We start from the raw sequence: 17,589 nt of genomic DNA on the forward strand, positions 1-17,589 counted from the left end.
ATGAGTGAGAAGGGTATTTGTCTGCCCTTGAGAAGGACAGAAACTGAATGACCGTCATGATATGGGCCTCAGTTTACTAATTGGGAAGATAGGGGGCAAGAGTTGGTTGTATTAATTTTGCAAACTGTATGAGCTGTTGTCTGACCGCTGCTTCATCCTCGTTCGGCGGAATCATGGCTGTTAGCCGAATCAACGCGCCATCGGTTCGTCCTCTTGTCAAAGAATCCCAGAGAAGAAAGAGTTTGACTAGATATTCGTTAGTTTGAATCCTCTGTCGTTGTTGAAACCAGTAGAGCACCAGCTGTCGAGTGTCATCTTTCGTAATCATGACTTCATTGGCGTCAAAGGATTGGCCGGTTTGTGTGGGAATTGAAATTGTTTTGGATGAGGTTATGGTCCAACCGCCACCAGGAATACAGCTCTTGGGTGAATGAATGGACTGTCCTGACCGTTGAGATTTGTAGTAAGCGACGTAGAGATTGATGGGATGATCGGGGTTTACCGTATCACGATAGTCGGCAAGGAAATAATCGTCAAAACGGAGGACATCGATATATTGCTGATCGAGAGCGCTCGTTCGCCCTTCCCATGATTTTATCACCAATGGAAAATCAAGGAAGGTTTGGCGAGGGGAAGCCATCTCTTCCCTGGCATCGAGCTGGTTCGAGACCATGCCAAGTGAAATGATAATGCCTAGGGCTGTTACAAACGCCCAGGGGAATCGAATTGGTCCTTGGTCTCTTAATTCTAGATGAGGGGTGGGGCTCGTGACTATTTCTGGATTTTTGTCTCGTTCGGTAAATGGGGCTATCGATTGTTGAATGGGACAAATCTTTTTTAGAATCCACATTTCGACACCTAAGAGTCCCAACCCGAATACGAAAACAACCCATCCTTCAAAGAGATGCAAAAATCCATCAGCAGCTCCTCTTCCCCACATTTCTACGAGCAGGCCTATTACGCCGATTCGAAAACCATTCAAGAGAATTGAGATGGGTATACTTGAGAGAAACAATAAAATTCGCTTCCACATTCGGTCTTTAAAAAAATAGGCGGATAAGAGAGCCAACGTCATCAGTGGGAAGAGAAATCGTAATCCACTGCAGGCTTCTACGACTTGAAGTTGAATGGGGCCAAGGTCAATGACGTTCCCATCCTGAAACGCCGTGATCCCCACGAGCTGTAGGCAGCCTACGCCAAGATTCGAAGAGATCAAACGCAGTTGCCAGGTAAGTCCTTGATAGAGAAATTGGGGCAAGGGAATGGTGACGAGCAACAGGCAGAGAGGAAAGACCAGGGATTTGGTTCCTTGGATACCGATGACGGATAAGACTAAGCCGACGATAGTTACCCAGAGTGAGAGATCTTGAATAACGAATAAGGTTCCAAGTTTTCCAAAAAAAAGCAAGATGACTCCCAAAACTACGATAAACGGTCCGAGCCAAGATCCTTTCCCATAGTAGGTGATGAGATCGTCTTTTTTTAGCCAGGCCAAGTAGATTGCAATAAATGGCACGAAGAGGCCGTGTCCATAATTCTCATTGCCAACCCAGGTGGCGGCTAATCGCTGAAGATTTTCCTGGTAGGTGAAAAATAATGTGAGGACAGCGGCTAGAACGCCAAAAGCGAACCATCCTATCTGAAAATTTTGACCTGTTTGCGGAAAATACGTGGCTCGCGAATTGGACACGACTGAATCACTCCCGTGATGAAGGCAATCTAGATAGCATAGACGCGATCAAGAGAATTTTTCAAGGATATCGTTAGAGCCTGGAGGTCAGTTGATCGCGGAATTTCCTTCTCGCTTTCAATTGTAATGAGGTGCTCAAGCGTCTAGCCGATTTGAAGGTTTATTTATCAGTGTGAGCGATGTGTTATATGTTCATGGTATTGGAGGTAGGAAGGCAAGGCTTCATAATTAAGTGGCGGAAAATGAATCCGCGGCATTCTTTGATCGCAAGTATATGATAAATAGAGTTTTTATCGTTAAGTAAGAAGGTGTGAGGATGAGGTGGCTGTATCTTCTTGCGTCTTGGGGGCATGTGCTGGCCGCGATCTTTTGGGTTGGTGGGATGCTGTTTTTGTCTCTGGTCATTGTGCCCACGTTGAGAAACTGCCCTGAGCCGGCCAAGGCTCAGCCGTTGTTTTTAGCGGTGGCTCGCCGGTTCAGAACGCTCGTGTGGGGGGCGATCGGTGTTTTGGCCATCTCAGGGGTATTTCTCTTGACTGGTCACGTTGAGCTAACGGGTCAGGTCAGTGTCTGGCCACCAATGTTGATTTTTAAGTTAATTCTCGTGCTCCTCTTGTTAGGGACATCCATTGTCCATGATCGGATCATCGGCCCCAAGGTTCGGCACATTAAAGAAAGGAAGTCAATCGATTGGACTCAGGCAGATCGAGTTTACGTCAAGCTGGCCCCATGGATGGGGCGTATGACCATGATTCTCGGAGTCGTTGTCGCACTGGTTGGCACTGTGTTGGTGCGAAGTCTCGTGTAAGACGAAGGCGCATCCCGTCGCTCAGACTGACGATACTTTTTCTTCTATTCCCACAGAGACTCTGACTAAAGATCCAGCCTTACGCCACTAATTGATTGGAGACTGGTTCCAGGTACGAAAGGAGCCGTCGCCGTCCGGCCAAACCGGATTGGCCTGGTGCGCTTAGTATGATCCACGTGGGATTTGGGAAGCGATACACATCGACATGACGAAAACTATCAAGGTAATCGCGAATCTGTGGATAATTCCGCCAGCCTTGAGGTGGTTGACTATCCATGATGCATTGCTGCAGGTATTGTTCGAGTCGGTAGTCATCACGAATAGAAATCGTATGAGAGCAATCAATTTCACGAACAATTGCTGGCATAGCTCGACTGCTCAGAGCACTCAAGACCGGTTCTGCGGTTAAGTAGTGCCTCGTTTTGTGTGAACTGAACAACCGCGTATATCGTTCGTAAATCTGTGGAATAAAGGCATCATGTTTGGCCAGCATGATCAGGACCGTGCCGCGGTGGGGATTTAATACCTTATTAATGGTCGTGATGGTTTTGGTAAGGGAACTTGGCCTCAAACTATACAATGATTGTAAGGCCCAGATAATGTCATACCGGGAATCGTTCAAACAGGACGCATCTTCGATAGATGTATGAAAGGCTCGTCGAGGTTGATAGGGCGGGTGAAGCACTTGCTGGCACATGGTTAGGCAGTAATGTGCGGGGTCTAAATAATCGTAGAATATTGTCGGATCTTGAGGCAGGTAGGGGCGAAGCATATGTGGAAAAGTCCCAGTTCCGCAGCCAATATCCAGGAGCTGTGTCGGAATCGTTTGTTGCGGAAACAATGCCTCCCAATGGATCGTACTCAGGACTTTCGTATAGTCCTCTGTTGCGACGGCGCGCCAGATGTCGGCATTGAAGCTGCCCCTGTGATTGGAGATTAAAGAAGGCGAGGCCAATGCCTGGGAGGGTTCTGATAGTGTCGAGACTTTTGACATGTGGGTTCCTTTTTTTGCAAAAAGCTCAAAGAGAAGAAGATACGTTTAGTGAAACTGATCTGTCGCAAAATGAATACCGAAATGAAATTTTTGGAAGGTGGTTTGGATGTTCTTGATATCGCGCATGATTCTTGATCCATGAGCTCTATGCTCAAAAGAAGCCTTAGTGAGACGTGAGGGACGCAGGCAAGTATTGCCTCTATCTTGGGAAATTTCAGCCAGGGGGATAGGCTGGGTATTTGGGAAGAAGTATGTTCGTTCAGATTATACATTCGTTTTCGCGAATTGGCTTGATGGGATTATTGGGTTTGTGGGTTCTTGCGTGGAGCGCTCTGCCTTCTGTCGTCTACGCTCAACACGAGAAATGTCAGTCTTGCCCTGATTTGGTGAGGATTGCTCACGAAGGAAGAGTTGCGAGTAGTGGTCCTGGCAGGGAGTGGGGACTGAATGGGATTCTTGAAACGCCGACAAGAGCGGGTTTTTCCGATGATAATCCGAATCCACAGATGGCATGTGCCAGGCGATATGAAACGTCTTCTGAGCCCTTAGATATTAGGATAAGGAAGCCTCGAACGCGCACGTCGCACATTGGGTCGATCATGGCCTTACTGTCGACATTCCATGAAGCTCAAGCGCTCCCTCCGGAACATGATCCACGAGCGAACCAACTTATTCATGGTTTGATTCAACTCCAATCGGTGGTATTGAAAAGCCAAGCCCCAGCGGTTCGTGACTTTCTCAAGCATGCGTTAGGGGTTGAGACGAAGAAGGATTTCGAAACGATCCAAGCAAATTTGTTTGAGTCTGGGTTAACGATGCAGGTCTTGGAGTCTCTGATAGACCATGCTGAATCGAATCCGCCTTGGGCGAACAAGGAGCTACGCAAGGAGCTTTTGTCATATAACGTCCAACTTGCTGATTGGAAGCTTATTCATGCGACGCTCGTGGAAGCTCGAAAGCGGTTGGCCTTGACTGGCCAAACTCTTAAGCAAGTGTATGCGCAGCAACGACGAGCAATGTCAGGCGCGGTGCCTTAGTGGACTAGACTTTTTTATGAGAAAGGGAGACGGGCTGTTTTTGCGTCACTGACTCATAACAGGCTTCGGCTATTTCCACGGCGCGTAAGCCATCTTCTCCTGTGATCGGCATCGTCGTTCCTGTCTTGAGCGCCCGAATAAAGTCCTGGAGGACGAACCGGATCGTCGAGGTTTTCGGGAAACTGTGCTTCTCCGACTGATGGCGATGTCTTTGTACGCTTAGAAGGCCTTTGGACCAGTCCGCCCTTATCTGTCCAGCGGCTCCAATGAGATCAATGTGCGTCGTGCGAGCGTGGCTTACTCGTGAAATATCAAGCAAGCAAGGGATGCCTGATTGAGTGGTGAGTCTCCCCCAGATTTGCTCTTCTGGATGCGTCGGACGCGTATCAGGACTCTCGCAATGCACTTCTCGAATTTCCTCTCCTGTTAAGAATCTGATGGCATCTAAGAGGTGTATTCCAATCTCAAGTAATGCCCCTCGGCCGTTCCAGGCTTTAATTTCTTCAGGCGAGTGAGGTCGGTGCTCGAGCCTCGCCGTCAGTGAGATGTACTGTGTGTTGCCCACGGATAGTAAGCTCTCTTTCAGTTTCTGAACCGTCGTCTCATACCGGAGCGTGTGGGCGGTCATGATCGGGATGTTGGCTTTCGAGGCCTGGTGGACAATGAAGCGAGCGTCTTGTCCTGAGGCCGCGAGCGGCTTTTCGATGAGTAACGGTTTTCTGTGTTCAATGGCTACTTTGGCGATTGGATAGGTAAGAGATGGGGGAGTTACGACGATAATGGCTTCCACGTCGGGGTCTTGGGCAAGCGCTGTGGGGTGCTGATGGAAACGAATCTGCTGTTTGCGAGCAAAGGCTTGCCCGCGCTCAGAGTCTCGACGACAGATGGCGACCAGTTTCGCCGGTGACTCTTTTTCGGTCAAATGTTGAGCGTATCGTGTGCCGTGCCGGCCGAGACCGATCAATCCTACTTTCATGATGATAGATTCAATATTTTGGATGTGGGGGATTGGTTGGGATACATGACGATCGTTGTGACTTATCCAACACGGATGAAGCAGATTGGGTCTTGCACGATGGCTGTGGGGTGATCTTCTTCACCGACCGAATAGGGAATATTTTGCCCATTACACCAATTGGCTATCCATGGAATTTCCTCGATTGAAGTCGTCACGAGTCCCGGTATCGTCAGTTTTTGTAAGCAATTGTGGGTGAGGGCGAGAACCGTTTCTCTTTCCAGTTGGAATTGTCTGGTGTCGAAATGTACGGGATTGGCTCGTCCATATGACAACGCAGAGAGTTCAGGGAAGCGTTCGGGGTCGTTTAAGACACTGACGATCCATATATGATCAAACTCTCCGTGCACCTCTTGAGCATCTTCTGAATGAAAGCAGAGCGCAACGTCCCCGCATGCCTGATTGAGTACATGCACTTCATGTGTTCGTAAATTACAGGCCATCGGTTCTCGATCAAGTTCTAGAATTTCCATCAGGAGTGGGGGAATTTCCGCCACGCCAGCTCCGACATACAGGCTCCGGCCTTTTGGCGCGAGTAATGATTTCAAGTACCGTGCGATGTGCATTCCTAAACGCTGGCATGGTTGCCGATGAGCTTGCCAGAATGCTTCGCCACCTTCGTCGCAATAAATTGGCGCAAGGGCTCTGTAGTCAAGGCGGCGGAATATTTGTCGTATCGCTTGTTGGGTGTGAGAGTATGCACTCATTGTTTTTCTATCCCGCTAGGTGCGTATGGTTACAGACAGTGTATCGTTCAATAGAAGTAGATGGAAACCCTACGGCATTCAGGACATTGAATATATTCCTCGCTTTGACCTTTCTTGAATTTTTGTCCGGTTAGCCGCCACGCATTGTTCAGGTTAGGTTCTATGCTATACTTCGAGGACGAAAGACTGGCCGTTGGCCAACTTTTCCTACGTTGGTATTGCAAAACATTCATAGCGGGGGTATCCAGTGTTGATTGTCCGTAATCCCTCTCATCCCCAATCTGTGCGGTCCTGCCATTCAAGGTCAAGAGCATTTGGGAGGAATAAGATTTTTGGAGATTCAGAAAGAGTTACAGCGCGTCATTGAGCTTGAAGGGCAGACGATTCGTCAACTCTCACAAGCTATCAGTCCGGTATACGAAGAAGCCATACAGCTTCTTGCGACGTGTTCGGGACGAGTTATCGTGACCGGAGTCGGGAAGTCCGGTTTGATCGCTCAAAAGATCGCGGCAACTCTGGTGTCAACTGGAACGCCTGCGGTGTTTCTCCATGCGGCTGAGGGCATGCATGGAGATATCGGTATCGTCACGAAAGACGATATTGTGCTGGCCGTTGGGAAGTCTGGTGAGAGTGAAGAACTGCTCGCCATCTTGCCGTTCATTCGTCGATTAGGAGCACGCATCATTGCCATCACCGCTAATCAGCGATCCACGATGGCCAAAGCCTCTGATCTTGTCTTGCTGACGCCGGTCGAGGAAGAGGCCTGTCCTCTCAATATGGCGCCGACCTGTAGCACCACGGCCGCTTTAGTACTCGGTGACGCGCTTGCTATGACGCTCATGAAATTGAGGAATTTTCAGCCGACAGACTTTGCGTCCTATCATCCTGGTGGACAATTGGGGAAACGTCTCTTGTTAACGGTTGGTGATATGATGCGAAGCGGCGAGGCGAACGCAGTCATCTCCATCTCCAGTGATGTCCGGTCCATGCTCTGTGAGATTACGAGTAAACGGGCCGGCGCTGTTTCGGTCGTCGATGGGGAAAACCGGTTGCTCGGTTTCGTGACGGACTTTGACATTCGCCGTGTGCTCGAAGGTGGTTACGATCTCTTTAGTCTAACCATCGGACAGATCATGAACGATTCTCCTTCCTCGATTTACATGGATGAAAAAGCCATCGTGGCCTTGGAGCGTATGGAACGGCGAGAAAAGCCGATCTCTGTCCTACCCGTGCTTGACCGATCCGATAGGGTGGCCGGCATGATTCATCTCCATGATCTGGTCGCGAAGGGACTTTGATACTTCACTTCTGTCTTGCCAGACACCTGACCTCTTGAACAGCCTCCTCAAAGATATGAAAGTTTCTTCATCGGAGTCGATCTACACGTATGGCCTCGCGTTTGTAGGATTTTCATTTTTTTTTGTTCGTCTCAACCATATTGCAGAGTATGTGTTTATCGGGTTGGTTGTCGTCTGGCTCATACAAAAAGTAAAAAATCGAGACTTTTCGTTACATCCAACTTTTTGGGATGTCCCGATTCTATTGTTCCTGGCCTGGTCGCTTTTGATGGTGGTGTTCGCGGTTGATCCTCAATATAGTTTTGCAGAATGGCGCAAAGCCTTGCCAAGATTTTTAATTTTTTGGTTTGTTGTGAATGTGATCAGGACTAAACGTCAATTTCGTACAGTGCTCTTCGCGATCTCTGTTGGTTTCGGGGTCTTGTGTCTGCTTGAAGTCGCTTACTATTTCTATCAGGGGAATTCAGCGCTTGATTTTTCACTGAGTGGTGAGACTCGCGCGGGAGGTTTGACGGGGAGCAGTCAATGGCTCAGTACCTATTTAATTTTAGGGGTTCCTCTTGTGTGGTTTGGGGTTGGGAATAAGGAAATGCGTGGAAGGCGCATGACCTATATCCTGATTGCTGGAGTGATGATTGCGGCCATCGTCGTGGTCCACACGAGGGCTACTTGGTTAGCCTTGATTGTCGTGATGGCTGTGTTTTTTGTCTGTAAGATTTTACGAAATTTTTGGCAAGTGGTTGGAGTCATTGGCGCCGTATTTTTGATTCTTGCCCTCTCGTTTTTCAGTGTCAAAAGACCCCTCGTGTTAACGGAGTCTCAGGTAGCGAACCCGGCTACTATGCAATTACGGCTCAATACCTGGAGTTTTGCGTTTGAACGAATTCTTGAGCAACCCGCTCTAGCCCTTACTGGAGTGGGGTATGGGAAACACAGTTTTCAGAAGGCATATCCAGATTTAGGGGCTGAATTTCATACGCATATTCATAATATGTTCCTTGCCCAGGCGATTCAGCTTGGCATTCCAGGACTGGTGTTGTTTGTATGGATTTTCTGGGTTGTCTTAAAAAAAACTTTTCAAGGATTTCAAGATTTTCCGAATACGTACGTTGGCATGTTTTCCCTCGCAATTTTTCTCGCGACTATCGGATTAATGGTGAGGAATGTGTTTGATAATATGTTTGTAGGTTCAATCGTCTATGTGTTCTGTCTTTTGATCGGATTACTCTCTGTGTTACAGAGTTTGAATGAACTTGAAGGTGCGGGGAACATTGCTCGGAAAATCAGTCCTGGATTGAATGATGTTGCCAATGGAATGAGAAATTCTTGACAGAATTTCCCCGTAGACCTATGATTTGACAATTCATATTCGACATGATTTTTGATCTCAGGAACCGTGAGTCATTTCTGAGAGAGTATCACTGCATGTAAGTGTCCCATCTTAAAACAGCCTTTCGAATGGTCTCTCTTGATGAGTTTGTGCCGATCGTCCCTTTAAAAGTATTGATTTTGCTTTCGTCTTTGATGATTGGATTGCCAGAAGCAATCGTTTGCGGCCCTTCAGAAGGGAAGGTTGATCAGCTACACTGTAGATTGTGAATGTAGGGCTGTCTGCCTGAGTGAAGCTCTCGAAGCATTTCTGTTCGTCAATGACATAGTTCAGGACGGTCGGTTCAAAATGGTGTGGCATGGCTGATCTAGATCAGCAGAAAATCAGAGTAGTTCGGATTATTGCTCGGCTGAATGTCGGAGGGCCTGCTAAGCAGGCGCTTTTTCTTACTCAGAGTCTCAATAATCAAGTGTTTCAATCTTATCTCATTGCAGGGGCTGTGGGTGCCAATGAAGAGAATCTTGCGTTCCCTCCTTCATTTCCAGAAAACCGTGTGTATTCTATTCCCATGCTGGGTAGAGAAATTTCTTGGTGGCAGGATATTCGAGCGTTTTTTGAAATATCCAAAGTGTTGAAGACCATACGGCCTCACATTGTTCATACCCATACCGCAAAGGCCGGAACGCTTGGACGATTAGCAGCTATGTGGACGTCTGTTCCTATCAAAATTCATACATTTCATGGGCATGTCTTCAAAGGGTATTTTAGCCGATGGAAAACGTCTTTTTTTATTTTCATCGAGAAAATCTTGGCGTATTTCACTGATCGTATTGTCGTGCTCAGTGAAAGTCAGCGTAGAGACTTAGCGCAAACATTCAAGATTGCTCCATCATGGAAATTTCAAGTCATTCCTCTCGGGTTCAATTTGAGTCCATTTATTTCTCATGGAGCGAGGTCCTCATCGCGTATAAGGTTCGGAATTGAGTTGAAATCTTTCGTCATAGGATTTATTGGACGACTGGTGCCCATAAAAAATCCTTTTCTATTGCTTGAAGCCTATGATCAGGCAAAAGCCTGGCGACAGCGGAAAAGGGCTGCCTCCGTTGAAAATCTTCAGCCTTGGTCTGTCATCGTCGTTGGTGGCGGAGAGTTGCATGACGCCATGCAATCTGAAGTTCTAGCAAGGGGGCTTTCCCAGCAGGTTGTTTTCTATGGCTGGCAACATGAAGTTCAGCATGTTCATGCTGCAGTGAATGTTGTGGTACTGACATCATTGAATGAAGGAACCCCAGTCGCGCTCATTGAAGCGATGGCCGCGAGCAAACCATTTATCGCGACAAACGTGGGAGGCGTGGCGGATCTCATGATTGGGGAAGGCAAACGAAAGGTGGATGATACCGGAGGGTCTTATGTCATTTTTCGTAATGGAATCTTGGTGGACTCTCAGGATTCGCATGGATTAGCAAGCGCATTACTTTATGTCTTTTCTCATCCGGACGAAGCCCAGGAAATGGGGCGAGTGGGTCGGGATTATGCGGTAAAGCATTTTGATGAGAGTCGATTGCTGGGAGACGTTCGTGCATTGTATCAGGATTTGCTCGCTCAAAAGAAACGTCAGGGTGGTTCTGCAGAGTATGGGAATTTGAATCGGCCTGGAAGGCTTAGTCAGTAACGGTTGATGGAGGTCTATTTGTGAGAGTTCTCATCACTGGTGGAGCCGGGTTTATTGGTTCTCATTTAGCCGAAGCTATGATCCAACGTGGAGACGAAGTATTTATTATCGATGACCTCTCAACTGGCAGTGTGGAAAATATTGAGCCACTCCAATCTCATCCTCGATTTCACTGTACCTTTGATACGGTGATGAATCGATCTGTCATGGCAGAGCTTGTGGATCACGCAGATTGTATTTTTCATCTTGCTGCTGCGGTGGGCGTTAGGCTTATAGTCGAGAGCCCAGTTCGTACGATAGAAACCAATGTCAAGGGTACAGAAGTCGTCTTGGATTTGGCGAGTAAAAAGAAAAAAACGGTCGTGATCGCGTCCACGAGCGAAGTATACGGGAAATCCGCTTCGATCCCGTTTTGCGAGGATGGAGACTTGGTTATGGGAACGACCACCAAAGGACGTTGGAGTTATGCCTGCTCTAAAGCTTTGGATGAATTTTTAGCATTAGCGTATTGGAAAGAAAAGCAAGTTCCGACCATTATCGTGCGATTATTCAATACGGTTGGACCGAGGCAGACTGGGCAATATGGGATGGTGATACCTCGTTTCATTCAGCAGGCACTCGTCGGTCTCCCGTTGACAGTATTTGGAACGGGGAAGCAGAGCCGGTGTTTTACATGGGTTGGGGATGTCGTGAACGCTCTGATTCAACTCAGCTGTCGTCCAGAGGCCGTCGGAGAAATCTATAACATTGGCAGTACGCAGGAGGTCAGGATTTTGGAGCTAGCTTTGCTGATTAAGGAAATGACTGGCTCGGCATCCGAAATTCAATTTACACCCTATGATCAGGCGTATGAGTCAGGTTTTGAAGATATGGAAAGACGAGTGCCGTCCTTAAGGAAAATTCAAACTCTGATAGGATACGCCCCAACTCTCGATCTGCATGGAATCGTTCGGGAAGTTATTGAATGTACGAAACAGAGGGAATTAGCCGCTAAGTAATGTCACCTCTTATCGTCTTTGCTCTGGCGTTGGTATTAGTCTTCGTGTTCACCCCGCTCATTCGAACCATTGCTATTCGACAGGGCTACGTCGCTCATCCTCAGAGTGATCGTTGGCATAGAACTCCGACTGCTTTGTTAGGAGGCATTGGAATATTCTTTGCTTTTCTGATTCCTCTGCTGTTTTTTGCGAGCGAATTTCCGGCACTGCAGCTTCTGCTCTTTGGCGCTTTGCTCATCAGTGGCGTTGGTTTTATTGATGACCTTCTTCATCTCAAACCCTACTCGAAACTCCTGGGGCAAATTGTGGCAGCCTGTGTGGTGATTGCCGGTGGACAGGTCCTGGGCCTCTTTAGCTGGTCGTTATATTCTCTTGCCTTAGCCTTAGTGTGGATCGTCGGAGTGACCAATGCTTTTAATCTCCTTGATAACATGGATGGTCTTTCAGCTGGGACAGGGTGTATCGCGGCATTTTGTTTGCTGTTAGCTGGACTGATAACCGACAATGCTCCCTTGGTACTGGGGGCGGCGAGTCTCATGGGAGCCGCGCTTGGATTTTTGTGGTTTAACTTTCCGCCGGCCAAAATTTTCATGGGAGATTCGGGAAGTTTACTCCTAGGTTTTACCTTGTCGTTTTTGGCGCTTTTGGGCCAATGGGAGAATGCCACGAGTGTGATGTTTGCGCTTTTAATTCCCGTGTTAGTGCTCGCGGTTCCGATTTTTGATACGGCATTTGTTTCTCTCATTCGGTTCTTTAACGATCGACCGATTTCGAAGGGAGGAAAAGACCACACATCTCATGGGCTAGTGGCTTTTGGTCTTTCAGAACGAGCAACAGTTTTACTTTTTTATTTAATGAGTATGATTTGTGGTACCTTGGCTTTACTAGGTTTGAAGTATAGTATGTTATATCCATCAATCCTGGGGATTTTGTTTGTCATTGTGTTTTGGTATTTTGGAGTGTTTTTGAGCGGGTTCATATCTTACGGGAAAATGGCGCATGATATGGTTCAAGCCACGCCAGGACTAGGATTGAAACTGTTCCTCATGCATAAAAAGCGTGTAGGGGAAGTTGTAGTTGACTGTTTGCTCATTGGACTTGCTTTTACGATCGCCTTTCTCATTCGATTCGATGGTATGCCATCTGAATACATACCTGCGATTGCAAGCGCTTTGCCCATATTGATTCCATTAAAACTCGGAGCCTTTTTTTATTTTGGACTGTACCGAGGGTTATGGCGATATGTAGGCATGCAGGATATTATCAGTATCATTAAAGCCGTAAGTCTGAGTTCGTTACTAGGTGTAGTGGTCATCACTATGCTCTTTCGGTTTGAAGGTTATCCTCGTTCAGTTTTTGTGATTGATTGGATGGTGTTGTTATTGATGGTGAGTGGCGTTCGGGTCTTAATCAGAATGTTTGAGGAATATCTAGGAACTTTTGCTGAACAAACGGGAAAACGTTTACTGATAGTTGGGGCTGGTGATGCAGGGGAAATTGCATTACGTGAACTGAAAAATAATCCTCAGCTCGGCTATCGCCCTGTAGGGTTTCTCGATGATGACCCTCAAAAAGTTGGGCGAAGTATCCATGGTCTTCGCATCTTTGGATCAAGAGCAATGCTTCATTCGATCGTCAGGGACCATAATGTTCAAGAGATTCTGATTGCAATTCCTTCAGCAGATCACCATACGTTTATGCGAGTTTATCGAGACTGTAAAAACTCTGGGGTAACAGTCAAGGTCATGCCAAAGACTGTGACGTTAATGGAACCTCTATTGGCCCAGTAGACAACGGTCGAAGGAGGCTATGGCCCCCTACTAAGGGGTGGTGACCCAAAGGTCAAACAAGCTATTGTAATGTTCTTGACTCGTCTTGCTTGTTCCATTATTAAGGGCGCATATTCTGTGTCAGTATACTGAAAGTGCCAGATTGTAGCGGGGAGGAACCAAAAATTATGTCGCATGTCGAACAATATTTTGAGGAAGCTGGTCGAATACTTGAGCAATTAGATGCTGAAAAAGTGAATGGCATGGCTGAAGAATTAGCTCACCTTCGTGAACGAAACGGACGTCTCTTTTTGCTAGGTGTCGGCGGGAGTGCAGCCAATTGTAGTCATGCCGTAAATGATTTTCGTAAGTTATGCGGCATAGAGGCCTATACCCCTGTCGATAATGTTTCTGAATTGACCGCACGAACCAATGACGAAGGATGGGAAACGGTGTTTGTCGAATGGTTGAAGGTGAGTCGGGCGAATTCTAGCGATGCGCTTTTCGTGTTCTCAGTTGGTGGGGGGGATGCTGAGCATAATGTGAGCGTTAATTTGATTCGCGCTCTTGATGAAACAAAAAAAAGAGGACTGAAAATCTTTGGAGTGGTGGGCCGTCAGGGCGGGTATACTAAAGAAGTTGGTGATTGTGTGGTCGTGATTCCGACTGTCAATCATGATCATATCACTCCACATACAGAGGCGTTTCATGCGATTGTTTGGCATTGTCTTGTTTCCCACCCAAAGTTGCAGATACGTGGAACGAAATGGGAAACGGCTGTGCAAGGGGCATAGTCTTTTAAGTAAGCAAGAACTCCCCGTCTGGAAGGGCGTGAATGAGAGCAAGGTCCAGTGCCTCCGATTCAGGGGCACTGGACAAGCGTAGCTTGAATTCTTCAAGTACCACGTCCGTAAAGGCGTGGGTATCTATGTATCTATACACCTATGCAGAAGGCAGTTTTTCTTGATCGTGATGGTGTGATTAATCATCCAATTATACGGCAAGGAAGACCTTTTGCTCCTACATCCATTGAGGAGTTCAAAATTTTTCCCGGTGTTCCTGAAGCGTTACAAGCATTGCATCAAGAGGGCTTTCTTCTGATCATTGCAACCAATCAACCGGACGTCGCGCGTGGGCTAATCTTGAAGGAAGATGTCGAGAAAATGCATCAGATTTTGCAGGAAACGCTCCCGTTGCAGGCGGTGAAGGTCTGTTATGAAACGGAAGAGTCCGGGAGTAGGTGCTATAAGCCCAATCCAGGAATGTTAATAGAGTCGGCTCGTGAGTTTAACATTGATCTGAAGCAGAGCTTTATGGTTGGGGATCGTTGGAGAGATGTTGGTTGTGGCCGAGCGGCTGGGTGTTACACGATTTTCATCGATCGAGGCTATACAGAACAGCTACGGGATAAACCAGATGCGGTATGCGAGGGGCTCACGGAAGCAGTTCCCATAATTCTTCGTCACGCCGGCACTTAACCTAAAGGGAGGAGAGGTTCATGCCTAACCTATCTGAATTGAAGCTAAAGATTTTTGCTGACGGAGCAGATTTGGACAGCATTAAAGTCATGGCCGGTAATCCATGTATCAAGGGATTTACGACGAATCCAACATTAATGCGCAAAGCTGGGGTGGTGGACTACCAAGCATTTGCACATGAGGTTCTCTCTGTTGTCCCTGATTTGCCAGTCTCCTTTGAGGTATTTGCTGATGATTTCGATGAAATGGAACGGCAGGCCATGGAGATTGCTTCTTGGGGGAAAAATGTCAATGTGAAAGTTCCCGTGACGAACACAAAGCGTCAATTTAGCGGTCCGTTGATTAGACGACTCAACAAAAATGGTGTTCAGCTCAATGTCACGGCTGTGATGACACTGGATCAAGTGCAGTCCATTGTCGATTGCATTGATGCTGATACTCCGATCATCATCTCTGTCTTTGCTGGTCGTATCGCCGACACGGGAATAGATCCTATTCCAATCATGTGTGAAGCGGTCAGAATGATGAACGGCAAACCACAGGCTGAACTCCTGTGGGCGAGTCCGCGAGAGGTTCTTAATATCGTTCAAGCTGATCAGGCTGGCTGCCATATCCTGACCGCGACAAATGACATTTTGAAAAAATTGTTTCTGCTCGGAAAAGATCATACTGAGTATTCTCTGGAGACGGTACAGATGTTCTATAAAGACGCTGCCGCCGCCGGTTTTAGCATCGTTGAAGCCTGTCAGCCTATCTCCGTTTGAGTTACGGTAAAGGCAAAATTAGGAGCCATTGATTATGAAACATGTCTTAGTCACGGGGGGAGCTGGATACGTCGGTACTCTCCTTGTCCCTCAACTAGTGGAGACTGGGTATCAGGTCACCGTCTATGACAGTATGCTGTACGGGTGTGAACTCTTACCTCAAGAAGGGTTACGAATTCTCAAAGCCGATATCCGGGATACGAAGACCTTTCGGGAAGCGTGTAGTGGAGTTGAATCTGTGATTCATTTGGCCTGCATTTCTAATGATGCGGGTTTCGAATTAGATGAACAGTTGAGCGAACAAATCAACTATAGATGTTTTGAGCCTTTAGTTATGGCCGCGAAGGAGCAGGGTGTCAAACGCTTTATCTACGCCTCCTCTTCTTCGGTGTATGGGTATTCCGAGTCTCCTCGCGTAACAGAAGAACATCCTCTAGTTCCATTGACATTATACAACAAGTTCAAAGGTCTTTGTGAGCCACTGCTGTTCAAACATCAAGCGAAAAATTTTGTTTGTGTCACGATCAGACCCGCCACTATCTGTGGATACAGCCCTCGTCAGCGTCTTGATTTGTCAGTGAATATTCTTACTAACCATGCTGTCAATAATAATAAGGTGACCGTATTTGGTGGCGAACAACAAAGACCAAATCTGCATATTCAGGACATGTGCGATTTGTATCGATTGCTTCTTGAGTTGCCCGATGCAAAGATCGCTGGTGAGACATTTAACGCAGGCTATCAGAATCAGACGATCAAAGAGATTGCGGATATTGTCAAAAAGGTGGTTGAAGAGGAGTTTCCTGAAAAAGAGGATATCCCGATTGTGACGACGCCATCGAACGATAATCGTTCGTATCGTATCACTTCCGAAAAAATCACCGAAAAGCTTGGGTTTCGACCCAAGCGGGGAATCGAAGTCGCCGTGCGCGATCTGTGTGCCGCATTTAAAGCTGGAAAACTTCCCAATAGCATGACGGATGACCAGTACTATAATGTGAAGGTTCTCAAACGTACTCGGGCTTGCTGATGTCAAAACAACCTTGTGCTATCGTGACAGGAGGAGCTGGGTTCATCGGGAGCCATATGGTTGATCGACTGCTCGAGCATGAATTCCAGGTCCGTGCTATTGATAATATGGTTGGAGGTCGACGAGCTAATCTTGTGCATCATGAACGTAATCCTGCCCTTGTCCTTGACGAGCGCGATATTCGCTCACTTGACCAAAAGGATTCAGTGTTCAGTGACGTCACGCACGTGTTTCACTTTGCAGGCATCGGAGATATTGTTCCTTCCATCGAACAACCAACTGAGTATCTGTCGACGAACGTGCAAGGGACTGTTCGAGTTCTTGAAGGTGCGCGTCATGTTGGCGTTAAAAAATTCGTGTATGCAGCTTCGTCATCTTGTTATGGAATTGCGCAGGTCCCCACAGATGAGACGCATGATATTTCTCCTCAATATCCTTATGCGTTAAGCAAGTATCTTGGCGAGATGGCTGTGTTTCATTGGGGTAAGGTCTATCGATTACCCGTGAATTCTATTCGGATCTTTAATGCCTATGGAACTCGTTCTCGGACCTCAGGTGCCTATGGAGCTGTCTTTGGAGTTTTTCTCAGGCAAAAACTGGCCGGCAAGCCCTTTACGGTCGTAGGTGATGGTAGTCAAACTAGAGATTTTCTGTACGTGACTGATGTTGCAGAAGCGTTTCGATTAGCTGGAATGACAGAGCTATGCGGGGAATATTGGAACCTAGGGGCCGGGAATCCTCAATCGGTCAACCGACTTGTTGAATTGCTTGAAGGGGATGTAGTTTATCTTCCCAAACGTCCTGGAGAGCCTGACTGTACTTGGGCCAATATTGGCAAGATTCAGCGAGAGCTTCGGTGGAAACCTCTTGTGTCGTTTGAAGAAGGCGTCCATCGTATTCTTGCATCGATTGATTATTGGAGAGATGCTCCTTTATGGGATCCTGACTCCATTAGTCTAGCGACACAAACTTGGTTTCGCTATCTCGGAGAGGCATAAA

The 17,589-nt window shown here is 47.2% G+C and carries 16 protein-coding genes; 12 read left to right on the forward strand and 4 right to left on the reverse strand.

Translation table 11 applies throughout. The annotated features are described in order from the left end of the window. Window positions 1-76: 76 nt before the first annotated feature. Window positions 77-1,690, reverse strand: a complete 1,614-nt coding sequence (xrtD, locus tag MRJ96_11525; GenBank protein MDR4502069.1) for a VPLPA-CTERM-specific exosortase XrtD — start codon at window positions 1,688-1,690, stop codon at window positions 77-79. Between the two features lie 316 nt (window positions 1,691-2,006). Between xrtD and MRJ96_11530 the strand changes: the two genes are divergently transcribed. After that, a complete protein-coding gene (locus MRJ96_11530; GenBank protein ID MDR4502070.1) occupies window positions 2,007-2,498 on the forward strand; it encodes a CopD family protein in 492 nt (163 codons plus the stop codon). 79 nt (window positions 2,499-2,577) lie between these two features. Here MRJ96_11530 and MRJ96_11535 read toward each other — a convergent pair whose 3' ends face one another. Beyond that, window positions 2,578-3,492 carry a class I SAM-dependent methyltransferase gene (locus MRJ96_11535; GenBank protein MDR4502071.1) on the reverse strand — a complete coding sequence of 305 codons (915 nt, stop codon included), beginning with the start codon at window positions 3,490-3,492 and terminating at the stop codon, window positions 2,578-2,580. Between the two features lie 251 nt (window positions 3,493-3,743). Here MRJ96_11535 and MRJ96_11540 point away from each other — a divergent pair, with 251 nt between their 5' ends. Further along, entirely contained in the window at window positions 3,744-4,529 is a 786-nt protein-coding gene (locus MRJ96_11540) for a hypothetical protein (protein ID MDR4502072.1), read from the forward strand. Between the two features lie 4 nt (window positions 4,530-4,533). On the opposite strand, the gene MRJ96_11545 is transcribed toward MRJ96_11540, so the two are convergent. Together MRJ96_11545 and MRJ96_11550 are read right to left on the reverse strand one after the other, a co-directional pair. Further along, window positions 4,534-5,505 carry a Gfo/Idh/MocA family oxidoreductase gene (locus tag MRJ96_11545; GenBank protein MDR4502073.1) on the reverse strand — a complete coding sequence of 324 codons (972 nt, stop codon included), beginning with the start codon at window positions 5,503-5,505 and terminating at the stop codon, window positions 4,534-4,536. Window positions 5,506-5,567: 62 nt separating this feature from the next. Continuing rightward, a complete protein-coding gene (locus MRJ96_11550; protein ID MDR4502074.1) occupies window positions 5,568-6,251 on the reverse strand; it encodes a hypothetical protein in 684 nt (227 codons plus the stop codon). 332 nt (window positions 6,252-6,583) lie between these two features. Here MRJ96_11550 and MRJ96_11555 point away from each other — a divergent pair, with 332 nt between their 5' ends. The 10 genes from MRJ96_11555 to MRJ96_11600 all read left to right on the forward strand — a co-directional run bounded on the left by MRJ96_11555 (window position 6,584) and on the right by MRJ96_11600 (window position 17,588). Then, window positions 6,584-7,549, forward strand: coding sequence for a KpsF/GutQ family sugar-phosphate isomerase (locus MRJ96_11555; GenBank protein MDR4502075.1), 966 nt, complete (start codon window positions 6,584-6,586; stop codon window positions 7,547-7,549). Then, the gene (locus tag MRJ96_11560) at window positions 7,524-8,879 is read left to right on the forward strand and encodes an O-antigen ligase family protein (protein MDR4502076.1); all 1,356 of its coding nucleotides are present in this window, start codon (window positions 7,524-7,526) and stop codon (window positions 8,877-8,879) included. The genes MRJ96_11555 and MRJ96_11560 overlap by 26 nt, the downstream gene beginning before the upstream one ends. A 358-nt stretch (window positions 8,880-9,237) precedes the next feature. Further along, window positions 9,238-10,551 carry a glycosyltransferase gene (locus MRJ96_11565; protein MDR4502077.1) on the forward strand — a complete coding sequence of 438 codons (1,314 nt, stop codon included), beginning with the start codon at window positions 9,238-9,240 and terminating at the stop codon, window positions 10,549-10,551. Window positions 10,552-10,571: 20 nt separating this feature from the next. Further along, window positions 10,572-11,549 carry a GDP-mannose 4,6-dehydratase gene (locus tag MRJ96_11570; protein ID MDR4502078.1) on the forward strand — a complete coding sequence of 326 codons (978 nt, stop codon included), beginning with the start codon at window positions 10,572-10,574 and terminating at the stop codon, window positions 11,547-11,549. Beyond that, window positions 11,549-13,339 carry a hypothetical protein gene (locus MRJ96_11575; protein MDR4502079.1) on the forward strand — a complete coding sequence of 597 codons (1,791 nt, stop codon included), beginning with the start codon at window positions 11,549-11,551 and terminating at the stop codon, window positions 13,337-13,339. The genes MRJ96_11570 and MRJ96_11575 overlap by 1 nt, the downstream gene beginning before the upstream one ends. A gap of 167 nt (window positions 13,340-13,506) precedes the next feature. After that, the gene (locus tag MRJ96_11580; protein ID MDR4502080.1) at window positions 13,507-14,112 is read left to right on the forward strand and encodes an SIS domain-containing protein; all 606 of its coding nucleotides are present in this window, start codon (window positions 13,507-13,509) and stop codon (window positions 14,110-14,112) included. A 183-nt stretch (window positions 14,113-14,295) separates the two neighbouring features. Next, the gene (locus MRJ96_11585) at window positions 14,296-14,796 is read left to right on the forward strand and encodes an HAD-IIIA family hydrolase (protein ID MDR4502081.1); all 501 of its coding nucleotides are present in this window, start codon (window positions 14,296-14,298) and stop codon (window positions 14,794-14,796) included. Window positions 14,797-14,816: 20 nt separating this feature from the next. Next, window positions 14,817-15,560, forward strand: a complete 744-nt coding sequence (locus MRJ96_11590; GenBank protein MDR4502082.1) for a transaldolase — start codon at window positions 14,817-14,819, stop codon at window positions 15,558-15,560. A 34-nt stretch (window positions 15,561-15,594) separates the two neighbouring features. Further along, the gene (locus tag MRJ96_11595; protein ID MDR4502083.1) at window positions 15,595-16,590 is read left to right on the forward strand and encodes an SDR family oxidoreductase; all 996 of its coding nucleotides are present in this window, start codon (window positions 15,595-15,597) and stop codon (window positions 16,588-16,590) included. Continuing rightward, window positions 16,590-17,588 (forward strand): GDP-mannose 4,6-dehydratase, encoded by a 999-nt coding sequence (locus tag MRJ96_11600; GenBank protein MDR4502084.1) that lies wholly within the window; start codon window positions 16,590-16,592, stop codon window positions 17,586-17,588. Before MRJ96_11595 ends, MRJ96_11600 begins: the two co-directional genes overlap by 1 nt. The last annotated feature ends 1 nt before the right edge of the window (window position 17,589 follow it).

Source organism: Nitrospirales bacterium, from assembly GCA_031315865.1.
In the GTDB taxonomy this organism is placed as follows: domain Bacteria; phylum Nitrospirota; class Nitrospiria; order Nitrospirales; family UBA8639; genus JAGQKC01.